The following is a 23,009-nucleotide window of genomic DNA, read 5'->3' on the forward strand; positions in this document are numbered from 1 at the left end:
ATCACCTACATTGCAGCCAGGCTATGCACAGGTATTCCCACGCCGGCTGCGGCGGGTGAAATGGCCGGCAGTGCTGTCAGGCTGGCGCTCTGCTGGCGATAGCCGCCACCTAGGCAGACACACTGACAGATAGTGATTATCTGACATGGGTGCTGCCATCGTTACCTTTGTCAAACAGCAGTATCAGTGCCGGCAGCAGCATCAGGTTGACCGCTACCGATGACAGCAGGCCGCAAACCACCACCACGGCGAGCGGGTATTCGATCTCGTAACCTGACACCGGCCCTTTCAGTATGATAGGCACCAGCGCCATGCTGGTCGCCAGCGTGGTCATGCTGATCGCCCGCAAACGGTCAGAGACTGCCGTTGCCAGCAATGCAGGCAGGGCATAGGCACGGCTGTGCCGCAGTTGCTGATAGCGCGAGATCAGCAAGATACCGCTTCTGGCGGCGATACCCAGCACTGCGATCAGCCCTATCATGGCCCCCAGCGAGATAACGCCACCAATCAGCCAGATGCCTATCACCCCGCCTGCCACAGCGACCGGCAACACGGCGAACAGCATCGCGGTCAGTCGTACCGACTTCAGGCTCATGAACATCAGCAAAAACACCAGCGATAACGCCAGCAGGCTGTAGCTGACCAGTGTGCGGGAGGCGGTTTTCTGCTCGGTGTATTCGCCCAGCATGCGTACATAATAGCCTGCCGGCAGGGGCAGCCGATTCAGCCTGGATTCTATCTCTTGCGCCACGCTACCGATATCCGTGCCCACTACGTCGGTAGAAATATCGATCTTTCGCGAAGCGGCTTCGCGCTTGATCTCATTTTGCGTCGGTTGCACCGTGACACTGGCGACATCTGCCAGAGCGACCACCGCCCCGGACGGGCTTTGTATGCTGATCTGGCGCAAGGCCTGCAGGCTGTCGCGCGCAGGCACAGCACTCACCAGCCGCACATTAAAACGCTGCTGCCCCACATAGACTTCACCCTGTATCTGGCCCAGTGTCATCAGGCTCAGTGCTTGTTTCACCTCTTTTTCGGTTACGCCGTAACGGTCTGCCAGCGCAGTATTCAGTCGCACATGGATATGCGGGATCAGCGCTTGCGACTCGACCTTCAAATGACTCAGGTGCGGGATATCCGCGATTGCCAGGCGTATGCGTTCTGCCTGGTCCCTTAAGGTATCCACATCATTGCCAAATAGCCGGATCACGATACTGGCGCTGGTGCCGGACATGACTTCTTTGCTGCGTTCTTTCAGGTAGGTCTGCACATCGGTGAAAATGCCGGCATAGCCGCTGATGCTTTGCTGTATCTTGGCCATGGTTTTTTCATAGTCGGCCTCAGGTGAGATACTGACCCACAGCTCGCCAAAATTAGGGCCGACCACCTCATCGGCGACTTCTGTACGACCGATATGCGCCCCCAGGTTGCGTACCCCTTCAATATGCATCAGGGCCTGGCTTGCGCGCAGTGACATGGCTTTCATCTGCGCGATAGAGGTGCCCGGGCGCTCGACAAAATGCATGAGGAAATCGGTTTCTTTAAACGCAGGCAGAAATTCAGAGCCGAGAAAAGGCAGGCTGGCCAGCATGCCGAAAAACAACAGCGCGGCGGCTGCGATCACCGCTTTTGGTCGCGCCAGTAGCTGCCGGGTCCATGCCGGTGGCGTGGTCTGATGCGCTACAGGCGCCTGGTCACCCTCACACTTGAGCAAACAGTAGGCCAGCACCGGTGTGACTATCAGCGCCACCAGCAGTGAGGCGAAGATCGCCAGCAGATAACCATAGGCCAGCGGTTTGAAAAAAGCGCCGGCGATGCCCTGCAGAAAAAATACCGGGATAAAGACAGACATCACGATCAGCGTGGCATGAATGACGGCGCCGCGTACCTCATACGAGGCCTGGGTGATCACTTTGAGCAGGCTTTTCGGTTGCGCCAGCAAACGGTTAGCGCGCAGGGCACGCAGGATATTCTCCAGGTCTATGATGGAGTCATCCACCACCTCACCCAGGGCAATCACCAGCCCGGCCAGTACCATGGTGTTAATGCTCACTTGCAGCCAGCTCAGCAATAACACAGCGGTCACCAGGGAAAGCGGGATCGCCGCCAGGCTGATCAGCGCCGCCCTGAAGTTGCGTAAAAACAGCACCAGGATCACGGCGACCAGGCAGGCACCCCATAGCAAAGCACTCTGCAAATTGTGCAAGGCGGTCTCTATAAACGTGGCCGGCCTGAAAATAGTGGCATCGACACTGATATGCGGCAGGGCAGGTTTCAACTCGCGCAATGCCTGGTCTATCTGTTGCGTGACGCGCAAGGTATTGGCATCCGGGTGTTTTTCCACGATCAGCAGCAAGCCATCGCCCTGGTTCACCACCGCATCGCCTATAGGCAGCGCATGGCCCCAGCTGATCTCTGCCACCTGGCCCAGTTTGACAGGCGTCGCTTTGGCGTAGCCCACCGTCAGTTGCAAATAATCCTCGGCATTCAGAGTGGGCCTGTCATAGCTGACGGCCATTCTTTGCTGGGCAGTATCCAGGTATGCCGCGCCGTCCGGCTGCAGGGCGATGCCCAGCTGCTGGCTGATCTGGCTTGCGTTCAGCTGGTGCTGCGCCAGTTTCAGCGGGTCAAACCGCACATGCAATTCCTGTTCACGCAGGCCCCAGATGGCGACATTGGCCACACCGGGGATAGCCATCAGGCGTGGTCTCACCGTCCATAGTGCTTTGGTACTCAATTCGGCCAATGAGTCGTGGCTGGAGCTTAGGCCTATCTTGAGCACCCTGGACAATGAGGATAACGGCGGCAGCATGACCGGCGGCCTGGCAACCGCAGGTAGCTTTTGTGCTACCAGCAGCAGGCGTTCCTGCACTGCTTGCCTGGCTTCAGCGATGCTGGTGCCTTCTTCAAACAGCATGACCACAGACGACAGGCCCAGCACAGATTTGGAACGCAGGGTCTTCATCTGCGGGATGCCGTTCATGGCGTGCTCGACCGGGATAGAGATCAGCTGTTCGGTTTCAACACTGGAAAGTCCAGGTGCTTCGGTCTGTATCTCAACCTTGACCGGGGCGAATTCCGGGAACACATCCATAGGCGTTTGCTGTATGGTTTTAAAGCCCGCCAGCATCAGGATCACGGCGCAGGCGATCACCAGATAACGCGTCTGGATGGCGCGCATGGTTAATTTTTTTAACATGGTTGGTTCCCGAAATTAATGTGTGTAGCCGGTTTCTATCGCGAACAGTTCCTGCGCGCCCTGGGTGACCACCGTTTTACCCGCCAGACGCTGGTCCGAGAGCACACAGCCTTGCGCAGTGGATTGGCTGATAAAGACTGGCTGGCGCGTAAACTGGGTCGCCTGCTGCTGCAGATAGACCCAGGTATTGCCATAAATATCGACGATGGTGGCCGAACAAGGCAGGCTCAGGCGTGGCCGCTGCGTGTGGCGCAAGGGCAGTTGCACTGTCAGCCGCTGCATGGGCACGATGTCGCCTTTGGCTTGCACCGCGTATACCAGTTTGCGCGTGCCGCTCAGCATGTCGCCTTCCGGCATGCTGGAAACCGGCTTCAGGCTATATGCCGCCAGGCTGTCGCCCGGCTGGTGCGCAAGCCAGGCATCCGCTGTCAGATTCAGGCGGCTGAGATGGGCGTGCGGCAGCGACACCGTCACCCACAAGGTGTCCTGGTTCACCACATCTGCCAGCCTGGCACCAGCCACCAGCAGCTGGCCAGGCGTGAAATACACATTGCCCAATAGCCCTGGGCCGGCCGCAGTCACGTGATAGGTGCCGGTGGCGCCTTGTTCAACCGCTTGTTGTAATAAATGGCGCTTATGCTGGATGGCCTGCAGGCTGGCCTGGGCCAGTGCGACATTGGCCTGTGCTTCATCGACTGCTTTCTGGCTGCCCACGCGTTCAGCCTGTAACTGGCTGGAACGGTTCAGGGTCAGGGTATGTGCAGCCAGTTGCTTTTCGGCTGCCTGTTGCTGGCCGCTGGCATCGGCCAGGCTGGTCATCAGGCTCAAACGCGTCTCTGGTGAGACTATGGGGGTGATGGTGAACAGGCGTTGCCCGGCCTGCACTTTGCTGCCTATATGCAAGCCGGGTGCTGGCTGCACCGTGCCGCTGACCGGCGTGCTGTAGGCAGCCAGCGCGGCAGGCGGCACACTCACCTCTGCCGGATAGCTTTGATAGGGTTGCACACTGGCCGCCGTGACTTTGCTGCTGCTGATGCCCAGTTTTTTGATCGCCTCAAACGGCAGGCTGACCTGGTTGAGCTGCGTTTCAGAGATCGTGGTCGTATGCGCAATAGCTGGCGTGGCAGACGCTTTGGTAGTGTTTTCAGCGGCTATGCCAGGGTGGGTGATGGCCAGAAGTAACGGCGACCACCATAGCAATAGGCTGCGGGGCAGGGTAAGAGATGAAACAGAGAGTAGGGCTGACATGGCGAGTGATTTCCTGTAAGTGATCTGGACGTTAGCGGATCTGCTGGCTGGGGATTGTGATTGGGATGGCGCTGTGGCTGCTACTGCGCAGCAATTCTGACCAGCTGCCTACCAGGTCTGCTTTTAATTGTGTTTCACGTAACTGCAGCCCGATAAAGCGCTTGCTGCTTTCCAGCACATTCAGGTAGGCGATATCGCCATGCTGGTAAGCCTGTTCAGCCGCGCGTAGCGTCTGCGCGACATTGGGTTGTAATTGCTCATGCAACTGGCGCCATTCCAGACAGTCACGCTGATATTTGAGGTGTGCAGTTTGCAGTTCGAGCGAGGCTTTTACTTTGGCTGCCTCCAGCTCTTGCTGTGCTTTTACCAGCTCGGCATCGGCACGGCTGATCTGTGCCTGGTTCTGATTGAATAGCGGCAGGCTGCCACGGATGGCGGGTGCCAGCGTATGGCCACTGGTTTCGCCACTGGTGGCATCGGCGATCACCGCGGCATTCAGCCAGTTGAGGCCGGTCAATTGACGTTTTTGCCGGGTGGCAGCCACGGCAGCCTCTGCTGCCAGCACGTCCGGCCGGCTGGTCAGCGCCTGTGTCTTCAGTTGCGCGATATCCACAGTGCTGCAGGCCGGGATAAGTGCGTCACTGAGGTTTAAGGTCTTGCTCGCTTCAGCCTGGCCTATCAGGTGCATCAGCTGTGTTTGCGCCAGCTGGCTATCCAGGCTGGCAAGCTGTGCATCGCGGCCTGACAGCAAGGCTTCGTTTTCTGCCAGCAATACTTCCTGTGTGCTGATGTCGCCCAGCTGTTCGCGTTTTTTAACCAGGTCGGCGATGGACTGATTCAGTTGAAACGCCTGCTGCAGCCTGGCCTGTTTCTCTGTGGCGATCACTGCCTGGGCATAGGCGACGCGGGTGTCGCGGATCAGGTTGAAACCGGCCTGTAGCAACTGCTGCTGCGTGACTTGCGCCTGGTATTGCATTTGTCTGGTACGAATAGGCCGTAACCACAGTGCTTCAATGGGAAACTCGATCGCATAGCGATAAGGCTTGTTGGCAGCGCCAAAGGCGTAGAATAACGATGGGTTTGCCAGCTGGTCTGCCTGGTCTATCTCGGCATTGGCCAGATTCAAATCATTCAACTGTGCCTTGAAACCCGGATTCTGCGCCAGCGCAGAGAGCACGGCCTCCTGTTCGGATAAATAGTTTGCCTGCGCTTGCGAGCCTGCATCCGCTGGCTGCGGCAGGGTCTGCTGCAGGGTCTGCACCAGCTGCGAAGGATCGCTGACTTTTTGTGCGCTCTGGCAAGCGGCCAGCAGTAATGTCACAATGACAGCGCTTATCTTTTGAAATTGAAAATGCATGGGGTAAATGACCGTGCTATGGAATAGTCCGCATCTTGCGCGGCTATTCTTAAGGCAAACTTAAACCGGCTTTAAGCTTGCCTTAAGGTCACTCAGCAACAATGGCTGTGATGCATGACAGGGAAACCGGTTTGAAACTCTTGTTAGTAGAAGATGATGTGATGATAGGCGAGAGCTTGCAGCATGCCATGCGCGCGCACGCCATTTACTGGGTGACCGATGCCTTGCAGGCAAAAGCTGCGCTGGCGGGTGAAAGCTATGATGCGATCTTTCTCGACCTTGGCCTGCCGCATCAGTCCGGGCTGGATTTTCTGTTGCAGCTGCGGCAGTCCGGCGACCTTACCCCTGTCATCATCGTCACTGCCAGGGATGCGGTGCAAGACCGCATACAGGGGCTGGATGCCGGGGCAGATGATTACGTGCTCAAGCCGTTCTCTATTGAAGAGCTGGAAGCTCGCCTGCGCGCGATCTTCCGCAGAAAAGAAGAGCGCCGCTCTAACCAGATCAGGGTGCGCGACACGGTGCTGGACACCGCAAACTATACGCTGACTGTGGGCACAGTCAGCCAGCGCTTATCCAGTAAAGCCTTCGCCATCATGCATACTCTGATGGCGCAACCAGGCATGATATTTTCTAAAGCACAGCTGGAAGAAAGGCTGTATGGCTGGGGCGATGAAGTGGAGAGCAATGCGGTGGAAGTGCACGTACACCATCTGCGCAAAAAATTCGGCGCCCAGCTGATACAAACCATACGTGGCATAGGCTACGCTTTTCCCGAGCAACACGACGCATGACGCAATCTATCCGGGCTGAGCTGGCGATATACCTGACCATCGCCATTGTGGGCGTGATCGGCCTGCTGTCATTTTTATCCTATCGCTCGGCGGCAGAAGAGCTGGGCGAACTCTATGATGCCAATTTGCAGCAGCTGGCAACTGTGATCGCCGCGAATGACGGCCAGTTGCTGTTATCAGCGGGCACACCGCCTGCACCGCCAGCCAACAGCAAGATCCAGGGTGAGGAAGATTATCTGATCAAGGTCTTTAATGGCGAAACCGCAGTCTATAGTTCGCACCAGCAGGTGTTTGATGCCAGTTCTGCACCGGCCGGGCTTTCTACCCTATGGGTCAACCACAAGCGCTGGCAGGTCTATGTGGTGAAACGTGCAGCATTGACGGTGATCGTGGCGCAGGATGACAAGCTCAGGCAGCGCACCATCCGTGAAACCGCCATACACCTGATCATTCCGCAACTGCTGATCGTGCCTTTTCTGGTGGTGATCGCCCTGCTGCTGATACGCAAGACCTTCAGGCCCTTGCTGGCTATTTCCAGCGCCATCGCTGCGCGTAGCCCGGAGAGCCTGCAGCCCTTAGCCCTTGAAAAAATGCCGAGCGAGCTGAGGCCTATAGTGCAGGCACTCAATCAATGGATGCACAAGGTGGCGCAGACCGTAGCCATGCAAAAGCGCTTCACCAGTGATGCCGCCCATGAGTTGCGTACCCCGGTCACCGCGCTCAAGCTGCAGATCAGCGCCATGGCCGACGCCGGCAAACATGAGTTCGAGCAGTGGGTCAGTCTGGCGAATGCGGGTGTCGCACGTATGGAGCGCCTGGTGCAGCAACTGCTGACGCTGGCGCGCGTGGACCCGGATGCCTTGCCCCTGGCGCAGCAAGCGATACCGCTTAACCCGCTGGTGATCAAAGTACTCAATGAGGTAAAAGCCATCTATCTCAAGAAACAACTGGATATAGGCTTTACCCACAGCGACCAGGTGCATATACACGGCATGGCGGAAGAGATAGAGATCATGCTCAATAATGTCATCATCAACGCCATACACTATACCCCGCCGCAGGGCACCATCAACCTTAAACTGGTCCAGCAAGCTGACGCTGTGCTGTTTGAGGTTGAAGACTCAGGCCCTGGCATAGCGCCGGCAGCGCTGGATAAAGTGTTTGACCGTTTTTACCGGGCGCAGGATGCAGCCTCACCAGAGTCAGGCGCCCTAGGTTCAGGCTCAGGCCTGGGCCTGGCCATCGTCAAAGAGATCGCGCACAAGCACCATGCCGACGTACGTTTGACTAACCGGCCAGCCGGGGCTGGATTGATCGTCAGCGTGAGATTTATGGCTACTGGCGCTAAAACAGACAGCCTTTAAGTTGGCTGGCTTATTCATCTTCACTAAAAGCATCGTGGAAGTCTTCCGCGGCGACCACTTCTCTGGCACGCATCTTCTGGATAAACAGAATGCCGTCCCTGGTCAACTGGCTTTCGTTTGAGCGCCTGCCTTCGCGCACATCGCCATTGGCGGTCAGTGGCAGGCGAAACACCTGCTGGTGATACCTGAGACTGGCTTCGCCCAGCCCTTTTCGTTTGCATTTTTCCAGGTCCAGCACCGTGATCAGGTAGTAGTGGGGGCCGCGTGGGTTGTTCACGCGTTTCAGGTCTATCACGCCCAGTGTCGCGCTGTCTTGCGCTACCGTGATCTCTTCCCCCGACGCATTGATGCTGATGGTGTAAGTCAAGCCGTCTTTCGCGACAAATTCTTTTTCATGCATAAGCCGAAATCCCTTGTAAGCCATTTTTATACGTGCGGCGACAACGCAGCCGCACTGTTTCAATCATACACACTAACACTCAAATGTCAGGTGTTTCGCTGTTTTTGCGCGCCGCTTGATGATTTACGGAACAAAGCAGTAAAGTCATGGTTTTCTTGATGTCAATAAATATTAATTTGTAGTAAAGTATGTTTGTACAAATACGTCGCCTGTTCACTATGCAATGCGCGCCTGTTTAGGACCTACATGATGCAAGAACAAGTATTCTTTAGCCTTGAGGGTATCAAGGTCAGTGACACCCAGTTTATCGCTGAAGGGCAAACCTATCATCTTGATGAGGTCACCTCGGTCAAACACGGCCTGATCGAACCCCGGCGCGGCTTTTCTACCTTCTGTATGTTGTCAGGCTCGTTCCTGATGATATTTGAGGATGTGTTCATGCTGGTCGGTGGCTTCTCCATCGCCCTGGGCATGTTGGCGTGGTTTAGCGCACAAACGCTGTACTCTGTGGTCATTCATACCGCAGAAGGCGAAAAACAGGCGCTGACCAGCGCCAGCAGTCATGATATCAACCGGGTCATCCGCGCCCTGAATACGGCTATAATCAGCAGAAGCTGAACGCCCGGCCTGAAACCACCAGTGCATGCTGCTCTGATGGCATCATTGCCGCAGACTGGCAAGAGTGGCCGTGATGCCCTGTCATGGCGCACAGTACCTTCTGCAAACAGATCAGCAGTAGCAAGCAAACTGAAAAGGACCAGCAATGGAAGAATTCATATTCTTCAGTCTTGAAGGCATCAAAGTCAGCAATATCCAGTTTATTGCCGACGGACTCACCTATGCCTTGCAGGACGTGATCGCCGTGGAACACGGCATGACAGAACCCAGCCGCGCATTCGCCACCTTTTGTATACTGGCAGGCGCATTCATGTTTATTTTTGAAGATATCTTCATGTTCGTCGGTGGCTTTGCCATCGCCCTTGGCATGGTGGCCTGGTTCACCTCCAAGACCAAGTATTCCGTTGTCATCCATACTGCCAGCGGCGAACACCAGGCACTCAGCAGTGAGAGCAGCCACGATATAGACCGCGTGATACGGGCGCTGAATACTGCCATCATTCATAGGGATTAATGACAGCCTGTGCGGCGGCAGCGAGTGAGTGCATCATATAAAAAGCCCCTATGACCAGGGGCTTTTTACTGGCCGCAGAGGTAGAATGCAAGTGTGAAACGCTCAGGCGGGCTGAATATTCAAATTGGGATCTTTCACTTATTCAAACAACAACAAGGGGTAGGCTATGCAGGCAGATGATGTAGAGTATGTTGGGTTTTGGGCGCGTTTTCTTGCTTCTGTGGTAGACACCATTTTAGCGACACTTATCGTCTGGCCTTTTATCCAGCTAGTGTATGGCGACGCATTCTTGTCGCCGGAATTCGCACTCGGGCCTGTAGAGAATTTAATTTCCTGGTTGCTGTTCCCGGTCGTCGTGATCGTGTTCTGGGTCACCAAAGAAGCCACGCCCGGCAAGATGCTTATTTCTGCCAAAGTGGTAGATGCCGAGACGGGTAATACGCTGACCAAAGGCCAGGCCATAGGCCGCTACCTGGCCTATTACCTTGCAGTTATCCCATTTGGGCTAGGTTTTATCTGGGCTGCCTTCGATAAGCGCAAGCAAGGATGGCATGACAAGCTGGCTGGCACAGTCGTGGTACGGCGCAATAAATAAACGGCCATGCTACAAGCGGGGCAGTATGCCTCGCTTGCAGTCTTATTTAGCCATGCAGTACAAGCGGCCATGGATGATGACGGCACAAGTGATGTAAACGCCTGTTGTTTTTAGTGATGGCTGCGCCATTACTCGCAAGCTCCATTATTCTCGAGCATAAGTGCTATAGTGAGCACTTGAAATCAACCCGCACGATTAAGCCGCTATCAACCCATCATTCGTTTGACCCAGCCATCACGGCGAACAAGAGCTGCCATGCCAACCAAGACCTCTGAAGCGATTCCTTTTAAACCAGATGATGCCGAGATCAGCTTCCGTGCCATGGCTGAATATGCCCCGGTGATGATGTGGCTGTCAGGGGATGACACATTCTTTAATAAACAGTGGCGTGAGTTTACCGGCTGCGAGTCAGCACAGGCGGGCGAATCAGCCTGGGCAGCAAGCGTGCATGCTGAAGATATTGCACACTGCCGGGAAATTGCCGCGCAGGCGTTTGCCACGCAACAGGCATATAGCACTGAATATCGCCTGAAGCACCATGACGGCAGTTATCACTGGGTCATGGATAAGGCCGTGCCCAGCTATTCCGCACAAGGCGTGTTCACTGGTTTTGTCGGCAGTTGTGAGCTGATTCAAGAGCGCAAAGCGCTAGCAGCCGAGCTGGAGAAAAAAACCGCACTGCTACGCCAGCTGGAACAAGAGAAAGATGCCAATCTCAGAAAATTCGAGCAGCTGGCCCAGTTATATGAAACCATACTTTCAGCCACTCCTGACCTGATCTACAACTTTGATTTTTCGGTGCCGGAACCGCGTTTCTCCTATGTCAATGAAGGTCTGGTGCAGATGCTGGGCAGGCCGTTCGAACAGATCGTCGGCAAGACGCTCAGAGAGCTGGGCTATGAAGACTGGCATGCAGAGATGCATCACAAAGAAATAGACATCGTCCGCGCGACCAAGAAACCGATACGTGGCGAAGTGGCTTTTACCGGCACCTTCGGCCGCAGGATCTACGACTATATCTTTGCCCCGGTATTCGACAGTACTGGTGAAGTGGTGGCTGTCGCAGGCACCACGCGCGACGTGACTGAGAGCCATGATGCACAGGAGATGCTCAAACAGAACAAAGAAGCCCTGCAAGAGGCCGATTTGAAAAAAGATGAGTTTCTGGCCATGCTGGCGCACGAATTAAGAAATCCGTTAGCGCCTATCAGCGCCGCGACCCAGATCATGGTGCTGAGCAATTATGAAGAAGCCAAGGTGAGAAAGTCCAGCCAGATCATAGAGCGGCAGGTCAAACACATGGTCGGCCTGGTGGATGATCTGCTGGATGTCTCGCGCGTCACACGCGGGCTGGTGAATATCGAGAAGTTGCCACAAGATATGGGGGCGGTGATCGCCAGTTCTCTGGAGCAGGTGCGACCCCTGATCGAATCGCGGCAGCATGAATTGATCGTAGAGCTCACGCCGCAAGCTGCCATGGTGCTGGGTGACCACAAGCGGTTGGTGCAGGTGGTTTCCAATATACTCAACAACTCTGCCAAATACATAGAAAACAGCGGCCAGATCACACTGACGATGAAGGTCGAACATGGCAATGTCATCATCACCGTCAGCGATAATGGCATAGGCATACTGCGTGAAGATCAGGAGTCCATCTTTGAATTGTTTGCGCAGGCAAAACGCAGCTCAGACCGCTCGCAAGGCGGGCTGGGCATAGGCCTGGCACTGGTGAAAAGCATGCTCAAACTGCATGATGGCACCATCACCTGTTTTAGTGAAGGCTTGAATAAAGGCAGCCAGTTCACCATCACTTTGCCGCTGTGGGCCGAAAAAACGTCAGCAGAAAACACGCCTGAGCTGCTTGAGGCGCAAGCGCAGAAACTAACCGTGCTGGTGGTGGACGATAATGTGGATGCCGCCACCACCCTGGCGACATTTATCGAGCTGTATGGTCATGAACTGCTGGTGGAACATGACTCGCTGAAAGCCTTGCAGCTGATCGAAACCGCCTTGCCCACGGTGTGCGTGCTGGATATAGGCTTGCCCAAAATGGATGGCTATGAGCTCGCGCAACGTATCAAAGCCAACCCGGCTATGCGTGCAGCCACCTTGATCGCAGTCACCGGCTACGGCAGGGCCGAGGATAAAAAAGCTGCCTTTGCCGCCGGGTTTGATCACCACCTGGTCAAACCTGTGGATTTTGAAGTGCTGATCAAGTTGATCAACGATGTGGCAGAGAAGGCGACTTTAAAGCCGTAAGCAACACCCGCCAGGCGCAGGCCAGGCTTGAGGTCGGCGTATTGCCAGTCTCGCATCTGGCTAGCTGATGCGTTTTTGCGATTATTTTTTTCTGCGGCGGCCCAAAGCGCTAAAGAAATCCCGATTCAGGCTGTTAAAGAGTCATGGACATCAACAATAAGCATAAACCATGACTTCAATAGCGATCAGTACCGGCTCGCTGGCAACAGCTAGCGCCGGTGGCCAATCCGCAGGCAATGACAGCAGCATCGCCGGGCTGAAACAAAAACTGGCTGCACTCAACAAGAGCCTGCGCGAAGCTTTGAATGAATCCAGCGAGGCTGGCATGCAAAAGGCCAAAGGCATACAGATGCAGATTCAGATCGCACAAGCCAAGCTTGAGCAGTTGATTCAGCAACAAGCGGAGAAAGCCAGCAAACAGCAGGAAAAACCGGCAGCAAATACCGCTGTCATGCAAAGCCGGCATCAGGGCCAGATTGACGTTTATGCCTGATGGGCGCAGCTCAAACTGTCTTGAATCAGTCCTTCACTCGCACTCCAGCTTCACACCCAGGCACGGGCTTTTTTGCGCGCGGCCTGATGTCATGATAAAAACACCTGCTGCATCGCGCCTCACCCTGGCTGCGTTACAACCGCTAAATATAGATCACAGATAAAACTTCACACAACTATATTGTCATAAATGTGGTCTAGTAAAAATATGGCTGCGCGCAGGTTGCATGTGTGAACACAGTTGCGTAGACAGCAGAGGTAGTAAGAGGGGAGAGATGCATGCCAGTTGCCAATCATGAAGATTTTCTGGATTTCACGTTATTTTCACGTTTTTCATTGGACAAGATCCAGGACTGGATCACCTGGATCAATGCGGCCGGCGACATTGTCTATGTGAATGAAGCGGCTTATACGGCGCTGGGTTACAGCAAGCAAGAGATCTACAAGCTGAAGATCTTCGATATCGATCTGAGTTATACACCTGCGAGCTGGGCTGCGCATCTGCAGCGACTGAAAGCCCAGGGCTCGCGTACCTTTGAAACGCAACACCGCAAAAAAGACGGTACCTTCTTACCGGTTGAGATCAACTCCAATTATATTGAATACCATGGTCTGGAATATAACTGCGCCATCGTTCGCCCTATGGTGGACAGGCAACGCGCCGAAAAGCGCGAACAGATCAAGAACCATGTGCTTGACCTGGTGGCGCATAACGCACCGCTGAAAGAGATTTTAGGTTATCTGGTGCGCGGGGTAGAAGAAGAGAACCCCGAGCGCTTGTGCTCTATTCATCTGTTGGACAGCAGCAAGCAGTTCCTGCGCAACTACGCGGCACCAAGCTTGCCGACAGGCTATTCTGAGGCGATAGAGAACCTGAAGATAGGCCCTAATGTAGGCTCATGCGGCACGGCGGCGTTTGAAGGCAAGCCTGTCATGGTCGACAATATACAGACCGATAGCCGCTGGCAGGGTTACCAGGCACTGGCTGCGCAGTACAACCTGGCTTCGTGCTGGTCGGTGCCTATCATCGTCGACCATCATGATGTGGCGGGTACCTTCGCCATTTATCATCGCTACCCGCAAACGCCGGCGCAGGCAGATATAGAGCAACTGGAATATCTCTCCAATCTGGCGCGTATCGCCATCGAGCGTCATCGTAGCGCCGAAGAACTGCGGCTGTCTGACTCTATATTCAAGAACACCAGTGAAGCCATGCTGGTGCTGGATATCAATGGCATGATCATCGCCACCAACCCGGCGTTCACCAAAATATCCGGGTATCAGTCATCAGAAGTCATAGGCCACCATCCTGTCACTTTCGGTTCGCCGCGGCATTACCGCGATTTTTATGACGCGATACGCAAAGACCTGCAGGAACGAGGCTCCTGGCGCGGCGAGATCTGCGGGGTGAAAAAAACCGGCGAAGAGTACATCAACTGGGTGACGGTCAATACCACCAATGATGATAAAGGGCTGCCATTCAGAAGGGTGGTGTTGTTCTCTGATATCACCGAGAAGAAAAAGCATGAAGAGCGCATCTGGTATGAAGCCAATTACGACGCGCTGACGCATCTGCCTAACCGCCGCTTGTTCCAGGAGCGGCTGCAGCAGGAGGTTTTTCGTGCCAACCGCCTGGGCACCAAAGTCATCCTGCTTTACCTGGACCTGGATGGTTTCAAAGAAGTGAACGACGCCATGGGCCATCAAGGCGGCGATCAGTTACTGATAGAAGTCGCCCGCCGCCTGAATGCAGTGGTGCGTGTGACCGACTGCACATCGCGCCTGGGTGGCGATGAATTCACGGTGACGCTGCTGGACGTGCATGATTCGCAGGCGGCGACCAAGGTCGCCACTTCTATCCTCGAGCTATTGCAGGCGCCTATCATGGTAGATACGCATGCCACTTACATTTCGGCCAGCATAGGCATCACGGTTTACCCGGACGACGCTGACGATGCTTCCAGCCTGATCAAGAATGCAGACCAGGCCATGTACGAAGCTAAAAAGCTGGGCCGTAACCAGTATTCGTTTTATACGCAGGAGATGCAGTATGTAGCCAACCGCCGCACCGAACAGAAGCGCGAATTGCGCAATGCCTTGCTCAACCATGAGTTTGAGATCTATTTCCAGCCGCTGGTCAATTTCAAAACCGGGGCAGTCACCAAAGCCGAAGCCCTGATCCGCTGGCGGCATGCCAGCATGGGCATGGTGAGTCCGGCCGAGTTTATTCCGCTGGCTGAAGACGCAGGCCTGATCCACGAGATAGGCAGCTGGGTATTTATAGAATGCCTGGACCAGGCGCTCAAGTGGCGCAGCCAGCTACACCCCGACTTTCAGATCAGCGTTAATCTGTCGCCGGTGCAATTCAAGCACACGGCCTACTTTGACCGCTGGTTCAACCTGATCGCCTCTGCCGCCAATACCAATAATTGCCTGTGTGTGGAGATCACCGAAGGCGTGTTGCTGGATGCTTCGGCCAAAACCGCACAACAGCTGCTGCGTTTCCGCGAAGCCGGCATAGAAGTGGCCATTGATGATTTCGGTACCGGCTATTCATCACTGGCCTATATCAAACGCATAGAGGTGGATTACCTCAAGATAGACCGCAGCTTTATCACCAATATCGCCGCCGAATCTACCGACTACCCGCTGGTTGAAGCCATTATCATGATGGCGCATAAACTGGGGCTGAAAGTCGTGGCAGAAGGGGTAGAGACTGAAGCGCAGCTGGCATTGCTGGACAGCATAGGCTGCGATTATATCCAGGGTTATTACTATGCAAAACCGTTGCCCAGGGCAGAGTTCGAAGCCTGGGTATTAGCCCGGCAGCAGCCGGTGTCCTAACGCTGTGACTGCACACTAAAACAGCACAGCCGCTGGCGCGACTGTGCTGTGACTTCTAGGCTTGCAAGCTTACTTCCAGCGCTTTTATGCGCGCTTCCAGCGTGGCGATGTGCTGGTCACGCTGCTCTATCGCTGGCAGCACATCTTCTGCCCGCAATAATCGGGGGATGTGTTTAGGGCAATTGGCGTCCCAGGCTTTTACGGTAAACACGATCACGCGCTCTACGCGTGCCGCGTAATCCGGCGACGCTACCCGCGCCAGCAACTCTGGGTCCCCGGTCACCACTTTCGCTACGCCCCAGATCTTGACGCGTTGCGCATGGGCATAATCCATCAGAAAAAGCTGCGCTTTCGGGTTGTCATCCAGGTTGCCGGCAGTGATGTATTGCTTGTTGCCGGCATAATCGGCAAAGGCCAGTGTCTGCTCGTCCAGCACATGCAGAAAACCAGGCGGGCCACCTCTATGCTGCATATATGGTTGCCCTTCTGCATTGGCGGTGGCCATATACATGCTGGTCTGCGCAGCGATAAAATCTGCCAGTACCGGCGTCACCTGTGATTCCCAACCGCGGCTGCTTTCAAATTTTGCATAGCCGGCTCTTGAACCGTTTTCTTGCTGCCGTGCCTTTACCGCTGGGGTGAAGGCGATTTCACTGGGCGAAACTAAAGTTGAAACCTGATCCAGATGTGCATTCATGATCTTCTCCGCTATGTGTTGAACCACAACTGCATTCTAGTCATGCGGAGACGGGGGAAAAACCTGGCTGGCTGCAATAGATTATTTCACCGGGAGAAATGCTGCAGCCGGTAGACGCGGCATGCATTCGTCACAGCTTGGCGTTTGGTATTACCCGCAGATCAGGCGCAGGGGCTGCCACTGTGACTGGCCACACGCAATCGCCGTCAGTGACGCAGATAAAACTGCCTGGCGTATCTTTCAGCACACAACCGCCGGTAAAATCACCAAAAGAAGGTAGCAGGGTCATGCCGGCCAGGTGGTGGAAGCACGGTAAAACCAGCCGCTGCCGACCTTTGCCCAGCAAGCGGAAAGCCGGGTGTATATGACCGGCAATCACATGATGGGTCGCATGCGGTGCAGGCATATGCTGCAAGGCGAGATCGCCCAGCAGGTAAGGCTCATCCACGGTGGTTATCTGTAAGTCTGCGGGTGGGTCGCCTGCGTGCCTGTCATGGTTGCCGCGCACCAGGATGCAGCACATGGTTGCATGCTGCGCCCGCCATAGCCGCAAGGCCGCCAGCGTGGCCGGGGCATGCGACTTGGGCGCATGCAGGAAATCACCTAGCAGTATCAGTTGCTCGGTTGGGTATTGGCCTAGCAACACGTTGAGGCGCTGCAAGTTCTGGCTGGTGGTGCCCTGCGGCACTGGCTGCCCCAGCGCCCGGTAGGCCGCAGCCTTGCCGAAATGCGCATCTGCGATCAGCAGTGCTTTTTGCTGCGGCCAGTAAATGGCTTTGTCGGCGAGCAGCAACAGCTCATGGTTTCTGATGGTGAGCGGGTATTCACTGTGCATGGCTGTATTTATCCATCTAGCTCAAAACCCGTGCCGCGCCTTGGGCGGGATGATGCGGCTACGCGGCCGTTTGGCGGTGGATGCACTTTCTTCAGTCTCTGCGCTGGGTAAGCCGATTTTGCGTACACGTTCGCGTTTTTTATACACTTTTTCCTGCACATTGAATTTTGCCTGGGCGCTGACGGTCTCTTCTGCGGTATAGGCACCCGGCCCGGCGGCTTTTTCCAGATCGGCCACCATACGGGCGATGCGGTCAGCCAGTTTTTCTGAACTGCTGCTTTCGCGGAAACGTTCGACCAGTAGCGGAAATGCGAACGGTGTCGGTCGTTTGATGTGCATGAGTTGTATCTGCTTGCTTTGCAGCTGTTGCAAGGTGGCTGAGAGGCGTGCGATCTCCAGTTCCTGTTGCAGTACTTCCTGCTGTGCCTGGGTCAGCAACAGGTTGTGCGGGTCGTATTTGCGGAATACATCAAAAAACAGGCTGGATGACGCCTGCACTTGTCTGGCACTTTTATGTGCACCGGGAAACCCGGCAAACACCAGCCCCGAAATACGCGCGATCTCGCGAAAACGCCTTTGCGCCAGTTCGCTTGCATTGAGGCTGTCTATCACGTCCTGCAACAAATTGTCGGTGGTAAAGATCTCAGGCGTCAGCAGCGTCTCCCATGCCACGGGCGTGGCAGAAAGCAGTTCTAACCCATAATCATTCACGGCAATGGAGAAAGTGTTCGGCTGGTGCCGGCCTGCACGCCAGGCCAGCAAACTGGCCAAGCCGAGGTGCACGCTACGCCCGGCATAAGGGTAGAGGAACAGATGCCAGCCTTCGCGCGAGTGCATGGCTTCTGCCAGCAGCTTGCTGTTGGTCGGCAGTGCAGACCATGCGCTTTGCACCTGCAACAGCGGTTTGATCATCTGCATTTCCGGGCCGTCAAAATGGCCGTGCGCAGCGGCATCCATGCGCGCCACCATGGCGCTGGCCAGTTCAGTGGATAGCGGCAGGCGGCCACCATTCCAGCGCGGCACGGCGGCTTTTTTGCCGCTGGCTTTACGCACGAATGCAGTCATTTCATGCACGCGCACCAGTTCCAGCAGGCGGCCGCCAAACAGAAAATGGTCGCCGGGTTTGAGGCGGGCAATAAAGTTTTCTTCTACCGAGCCCAGGCTTTTGCCAGAGGCCGCTTTGCTCCAGAACTTCACCTGCATGCTGGAGTCGCTGACGATGGTGCCTATACTCATGCGGTGCCGCCGCGCCAGCTGTGCATCCGGCACATGCCAGACGCCGTCTGCATCGGGAATGGCACGGCGGTAATCCGGGTAGGCGGTCAGCGACTCGCCGCCATGTTGCACAAATGCCAGCGCCCAGCGCCATTCTTCATCACTGAGCTGGCGGTAGGCATAACAGCTGCGTACTTCTGCCAGCAGATCGTCTGCCATAAAGCCGCCGCCCAGCGCGATCGTCACCAGGTGCTGCACCAGGACATCCAGCGGTTTTTGCGGCGATTCACGCGGTTCTACATTGCGTGCGGCGATCGCATCCTGTGCGGCGACCGATTCGATCAGCTCCAGGCTGTGGGTAGGCACTACGGTCAGGCGCGAAGCCCGGCCAGGCGCATGGCCGGAACGACCTGCCCTTTGCATCAGCCGCGCGACGCCCTTGGGCGAGCCTATCTGCAATACGCGTTCCACCGGCAGGAAATCTACGCCCAGGTCGAGGCTGGAGGTGCAAACCACCGCCTTGAGTGTGCCTTGTTTCAGGCCGCTTTCCACCCACTCGCGTACATTCCTATCCAGTGAGCCGTGATGCAGGGCGATCAAACCGGCCCAGTCTGGTCGCGCCTCCAGCAGGGCCTGATACCAGATCTCGCATTGCGAACGGGTGTTGGTGAAGACCAGGCTGTTAGGGCTGGCTGCTATCTGCTCCACCACCTGCGGCAGCATGCGCAAACCCAGGTGGCCCGCCCACGGAAAACGTTCTATGCCTGGTGGTAACAGCGTGTCTATCAGCAGCTGTTTCGCCAGCTTGCCTTGCACCAGTAAAGCATCCGCGTCCGGCACCAGCACTTGCATGGCATGCTGTAAATTACCCAGGGTGGCCGACAAACCCCAGGTGACCAGTTGCGGTTGCCAGCGGCGTAGCCGTGCCAGGGCCAGTTGCAGCTGCACGCCGCGTTTGTTGCCTAGCAGTTCGTGCCATTCGTCTACCACCACCATTTTCAGGCTGGCAAACGTTTCGGCGGCGTCCGGTCGCGTCAGCAGCAGTGTCAGGCTTTCCGGGGTGGTGATCAAGGCGGTCGGCAGGCGTTTTGATTGCCGCGTGCGCTCGGCACTGCTGGTGTCGCCGGTGCGTAAACCTATGCTCCAATCCAGATTTAATTCTGTGATGGGTGCAAGCAGGGCGCGTTCGGTATCGGCAGCCAGTGCGCGCATGGGGGTGATCCACAACACCGTCAGTGACTGTGTTACCAGTTTGCGCCTGGCAGGTTTTTCAGCAGGCGCACCGGCGGTTTTGTTGGTGGATGGCCGCGGCTTTTTCAAGGCAAAGCGCTCTATCGCCGCCAGCCATACCGCATAGGTCTTACCGGCGCCGGTAGTGGCGTGCAGCATGCCGGAGCGGCCGTTGGCCACTGCCTGCCACACCTGCTGCTGGAAAGCGAACGGCTGCCATTGCCGGGTAGCGAACCAGTGACGGCTTAAGCTGAAGTCGCCGTGCTCTGGCGTGTCAGTCTCATCACCAGGTACGGTCAGTTGCGGGTCAGTGTGCGAGCGCATGGCTAGACTGCATCCTGGCTGTCACTGCGAGAAGCTTGCGGCAGCAAGGCCTGCAGGGACTGCAGTGTATCGGCTTCGGCCACTGGTTTATCCTGCCGCCAGCGCAGCATGCGCGGAAAGCGCACCGCGATCCCGCTTTTGTGGCGTCCACTTAAAGCGATGCCCTCAAAGCCCAATTCAAATACCATGGTAGGAGTCACGCTGCGTACCGGGCCGAATTTCTCCACCGTGGTTTTGCGGATGATGGCATCCACTTCGCGCATTTCAGCATCAGTCAAACCAGAATAGGCCTTGGCGAATGGCACCAGTTTGCGCTCAGGGTCATCTTCGGCACTATCCCACACTGCAAAGGTATAGTCGGTATACAGGCTGGCGCGGCGGCCGTGACCGGTTTGCGCGTAGATCAGCACCGCGTCGGCGGTGTAGGGTTCTATCTTCCACTTCCACCAGACGCCCACATCTTTCGTACGGCCCACGCCATACTGGGCGTCCTTGCGCTTGAGCATGAAACCTTCTACGCCCAGGCTGCGCGAGGCCGCACGCTGGAGGTCCAGCGCTTGCCAGCTTTCGCCGGTGAGCAAGGGCGATATTTGCAGTTGCGGCTGCATACACTGGGCAACAATATTTTCCAGTTGCTCACGCCGGGCAGATTGCGGGTGTTGCCGCCAGTCCTCTCCCTGCCATTCCATCAGGTCATAAGCCAGTATCACCACCGGCAGGTTTTGCAGTATCTTGGCCGTCAAGGTCTTGCGGCCTATGCGTTGTTGCAATAAGGCAAATGGCTGAACTTGGCCTTGATTTTCGCCTTGTGTCTGCTGTGAAGTTGGCTGATCGCCTATTTGATCTTTTATCTGCTCAGGATCGACTTCAACATCAGGCTTAGTTGCATGTTTCCACACCACCAGCTCACCATCTATTACCGTGCCATCCGGCAGTGATTGCGCCAGCACCTGTAATTCTGGAAAGCGTTCCGTCACCAGCTCCTCGCCGCGTGACCATAGCCACAGCTGGCCGTCACGCTTGACCAGCTGCGCGCGTATGCCGTCCCATTTCCACTCCACCTGCCATTGCTCAGGGCTGCCGATAGCTGCGGCCAGCTCATCGGTAACCTGTTGCAGAGGGTGCGCAAGAAAAAACGGGTAGGGCTGGCCTTCGCTACGTTCGTCACCGGCGTCACTCACAGGCGCTATCAGTTTCAGGTAATCGGCCGCAGTCGGGCGCGCAGCAAGGTCGGTATAGCCGACCAGACGCTGGGCGATACGCTTGGCGTCTATGCCTGCCACTGCCGCCAGGGCGCGTGTGACCAGCAGGCGCGAGACGCCGACGCGGAAACTGCCGGTGATCAGCTTGATGCACACCAGTTTGCTGCGCTGATCCAGTTGCTGCAATAGTGGGGTCAGTTGCAGCGTCAAAACTTCAGGGGCGAGCCCGCGCAATGGTAATAATTTATCTTCTACCCAGGTCGCCAGCCCTTGTTCTGAAGTATGGCTTGATTGCGGCAACAGCAAGGCCATGGTTTCTGCCAGGTCGCCCACGGCGTGGTAACTCTCTTCAAACAGCCATGGTGGCAGGCCGGCTAGCGTAAGTGTCAGTTCACGCAATAATTTGCTGGGTACTAACTGGCGCGGCCGCCCGCCGGCCAGAAAATACACCGCCCATGCGGCATCTTCAGGGCTAGCGGCAAAAAAATAATCGCGCAACGCTGCCAGCTTGGCATTGCTGCTGGTGGTCGCGTCCAGCCGGCTATAAAGATCGGCAAAAGCTTTCAAACGGTCACCTTTGCCATGGTCATATGCTCGCTGCCTTCTGTTTCAGGCGGCAGTTTGGCTGCGGGTGCCAGTGCGTCAGGCTCAGTGTCAGGTGCCAGGCCAGTCTCCGCTTCGGCCGATTCTTCACCATACTCGGTGACGAATGCCTGCGCATCCAGGCCTTGTTCGCACAACCAGCGCACCATGGGATGTACCTGCCCGTGCGTGACAAACACCCGCTGGGCCCCCGTGGCCTGTATCGCGCTCTGCAAACCGGGCCAGTCGGCATGGTCAGACATGATAAAGCCGCGGTCTACGCCACGGCGCCTGCGTGTGCCGCGTAGTTGCATCCAGCCGCTTGCAAACGCATCCGAGTAATCGCCAAAACGTTTTATCCACGGCGTGCCTTGCGCCGATGGGGGTGCCAGCACTATGCTCTTGCCTATCTGCGATTTATCCTGCAACTCGCTGACATACTGCGTGGCAGGCAGGTGCACGCCCGCTTCGCGATAGACCTGATTGAGCGGCTCCACCGCGCCATGTACCAGGATAGGGCCGATATGCGGGTCAAGCCCGGACAATAGTCGCTGCGCTTTACCGAAAGCATAGCAAAACAGCACGCTGGCACGATTGTTATCTGCATTGCCATGCCACCACTGGTTGATATCGGCAAAAATCTCGTCCTGCGGCTGCCAGCGGTAAATGGGCAGACCAAAAGTGGATTCGGTGATAAACGTGTGGCAACGCACACTCTCAAACGCCGCGCAGGTGCCGTCCGGCTCCACTTTATAATCGCCGGATGCCACCCACACCTCACCCTGGTATTCCAGACGCACCTGGGCAGAACCCAGCACATGGCCAGCCGGGTGCAGGCTGAGTTTCACACCATGATGGTTGATACTTTCGCCATATTCCAGGGTCAGCAGATTGATATCCTCACCCAGGCGCTTGCGTAATATGCCTTCACCAGCTGCCGCTGCCAGATAGTGCCTATGGCCAGTGCGCGCATGATCGCCATGCCCGTGCGTGATCACCGCACGCTCCACCTGGCGCCAGGGGTCTATATAAAAATCGCCCGGCGGACAATAAAGGCCTTCCGGGCGCGCAATAACTAGATCCATATCTCATATTGGTGATTGAACATGCAGATGTGACAGCAGTAATCCGATTTCATTCTGCACGCCCCAGTAAAAAATAAGGCAGCTGCTCAAAAACTAAGATATCTGCCTAAGTCTTTCTATGGTGCTTCCCCGGGCTGATCTTAGTCCGTGCG

At 56.0% G+C, this 23,009-nt stretch carries 17 protein-coding genes; 8 read left to right on the plus strand and 9 right to left on the minus strand.

All coding sequences use genetic code 11. The features are described from left to right. Positions 1-136 precede the first annotated feature (136 nt). Genes ACT6RZ_RS01965 through ACT6RZ_RS01975 form a run of 3 tightly spaced genes read right to left on the minus strand, consistent with a single transcriptional unit; the run spans position 137 to position 5,771 of the window. Entirely contained in the window at positions 137-3,202 is a 3,066-nt protein-coding gene (locus ACT6RZ_RS01965) for an efflux RND transporter permease subunit (protein WP_444700509.1), read from the minus strand. Positions 3,203-3,217: 15 nt separating this feature from the next. Then, complete coding sequence (locus ACT6RZ_RS01970) at positions 3,218-4,450, minus strand: efflux RND transporter periplasmic adaptor subunit (protein ID WP_444700510.1); 1,233 nt, start codon at positions 4,448-4,450, stop codon at positions 3,218-3,220. A 31-nt stretch (positions 4,451-4,481) separates the two neighbouring features. Further along, positions 4,482-5,771, minus strand: coding sequence for a TolC family protein (locus ACT6RZ_RS01975; RefSeq protein ID WP_444700511.1), 1,290 nt, complete (start codon positions 5,769-5,771; stop codon positions 4,482-4,484). Between the two features lie 167 nt (positions 5,772-5,938). Between ACT6RZ_RS01975 and ACT6RZ_RS01980 the strand changes: the two genes are divergently transcribed. Together ACT6RZ_RS01980 and ACT6RZ_RS01985 are read left to right on the plus strand one after the other, a co-directional pair. Continuing rightward, positions 5,939-6,601 (plus strand): response regulator transcription factor, encoded by a 663-nt coding sequence (locus ACT6RZ_RS01980; protein ID WP_444700512.1) that lies wholly within the window; start codon positions 5,939-5,941, stop codon positions 6,599-6,601. Beyond that, a complete protein-coding gene (locus ACT6RZ_RS01985; RefSeq protein WP_444700513.1) occupies positions 6,598-7,965 on the plus strand; it encodes an ATP-binding protein in 1,368 nt (455 codons plus the stop codon). Before ACT6RZ_RS01980 ends, ACT6RZ_RS01985 begins: the two co-directional genes overlap by 4 nt. A 10-nt stretch (positions 7,966-7,975) precedes the next feature. On the opposite strand, the gene ACT6RZ_RS01990 is transcribed toward ACT6RZ_RS01985, so the two are convergent. Next, positions 7,976-8,365 carry a hypothetical protein gene (locus tag ACT6RZ_RS01990; RefSeq protein WP_444700514.1) on the minus strand — a complete coding sequence of 130 codons (390 nt, stop codon included), beginning with the start codon at positions 8,363-8,365 and terminating at the stop codon, positions 7,976-7,978. 249 nt (positions 8,366-8,614) lie between these two features. Between ACT6RZ_RS01990 and ACT6RZ_RS01995 the strand changes: the two genes are divergently transcribed. The 6 genes from ACT6RZ_RS01995 to ACT6RZ_RS02020 all read left to right on the plus strand — a co-directional run bounded on the left by ACT6RZ_RS01995 (position 8,615) and on the right by ACT6RZ_RS02020 (position 15,687). After that, positions 8,615-8,983, plus strand: a complete 369-nt coding sequence (locus ACT6RZ_RS01995; protein ID WP_444700515.1) for a DUF6232 family protein — start codon at positions 8,615-8,617, stop codon at positions 8,981-8,983. 145 nt (positions 8,984-9,128) lie between these two features. Beyond that, on the plus strand, positions 9,129-9,497 hold the full coding sequence (locus ACT6RZ_RS02000) for a DUF6232 family protein (RefSeq protein WP_444700516.1): 369 nt from the start codon (positions 9,129-9,131) through the stop codon (positions 9,495-9,497). A 166-nt stretch (positions 9,498-9,663) separates the two neighbouring features. Then, positions 9,664-10,092, plus strand: coding sequence for an RDD family protein (locus ACT6RZ_RS02005; protein WP_444700517.1), 429 nt, complete (start codon positions 9,664-9,666; stop codon positions 10,090-10,092). Positions 10,093-10,347: 255 nt separating this feature from the next. Continuing rightward, positions 10,348-12,351 (plus strand): hybrid sensor histidine kinase/response regulator, encoded by a 2,004-nt coding sequence (locus ACT6RZ_RS02010; RefSeq protein ID WP_444700518.1) that lies wholly within the window; start codon positions 10,348-10,350, stop codon positions 12,349-12,351. 169 nt (positions 12,352-12,520) lie between these two features. Further along, on the plus strand, positions 12,521-12,844 hold the full coding sequence (locus tag ACT6RZ_RS02015) for a hypothetical protein (RefSeq protein ID WP_444700519.1): 324 nt from the start codon (positions 12,521-12,523) through the stop codon (positions 12,842-12,844). A gap of 278 nt (positions 12,845-13,122) precedes the next feature. Then, positions 13,123-15,687: an EAL domain-containing protein gene (locus tag ACT6RZ_RS02020; RefSeq protein WP_444700520.1), complete on the plus strand. Its 2,565-nt coding sequence runs from the start codon at positions 13,123-13,125 to the stop codon at positions 15,685-15,687. A gap of 55 nt (positions 15,688-15,742) precedes the next feature. On the opposite strand, the gene ACT6RZ_RS02025 is transcribed toward ACT6RZ_RS02020, so the two are convergent. The 5 genes from ACT6RZ_RS02025 to ACT6RZ_RS02045 form a co-directional block, all read right to left on the minus strand. Beyond that, a complete protein-coding gene (locus ACT6RZ_RS02025) occupies positions 15,743-16,384 on the minus strand; it encodes a pyridoxamine 5'-phosphate oxidase family protein (protein ID WP_444700521.1) in 642 nt (213 codons plus the stop codon). 130 nt (positions 16,385-16,514) lie between these two features. Further along, complete coding sequence (gene pdeM, locus ACT6RZ_RS02030; protein ID WP_444700522.1) at positions 16,515-17,219, minus strand: ligase-associated DNA damage response endonuclease PdeM; 705 nt, start codon at positions 17,217-17,219, stop codon at positions 16,515-16,517. 21 nt (positions 17,220-17,240) lie between these two features. Continuing rightward, entirely contained in the window at positions 17,241-19,988 is a 2,748-nt protein-coding gene (locus tag ACT6RZ_RS02035) for a ligase-associated DNA damage response DEXH box helicase (protein WP_444700523.1), read from the minus strand. A 2-nt stretch (positions 19,989-19,990) separates the two neighbouring features. Further along, positions 19,991-21,757, minus strand: a complete 1,767-nt coding sequence (locus ACT6RZ_RS02040; protein WP_444700524.1) for an ATP-dependent DNA ligase — start codon at positions 21,755-21,757, stop codon at positions 19,991-19,993. Next, positions 21,754-22,857 carry a ligase-associated DNA damage response exonuclease gene (locus tag ACT6RZ_RS02045; protein WP_444700525.1) on the minus strand — a complete coding sequence of 368 codons (1,104 nt, stop codon included), beginning with the start codon at positions 22,855-22,857 and terminating at the stop codon, positions 21,754-21,756. The genes ACT6RZ_RS02040 and ACT6RZ_RS02045 overlap by 4 nt, the downstream gene beginning before the upstream one ends. Between the last annotated feature and the right edge of the window lie 152 nt (positions 22,858-23,009).

The organism is Methylophilus sp. (assembly GCF_052437885.1).
Lineage (GTDB): Bacteria > Pseudomonadota > Gammaproteobacteria > Burkholderiales > Methylophilaceae > Methylophilus.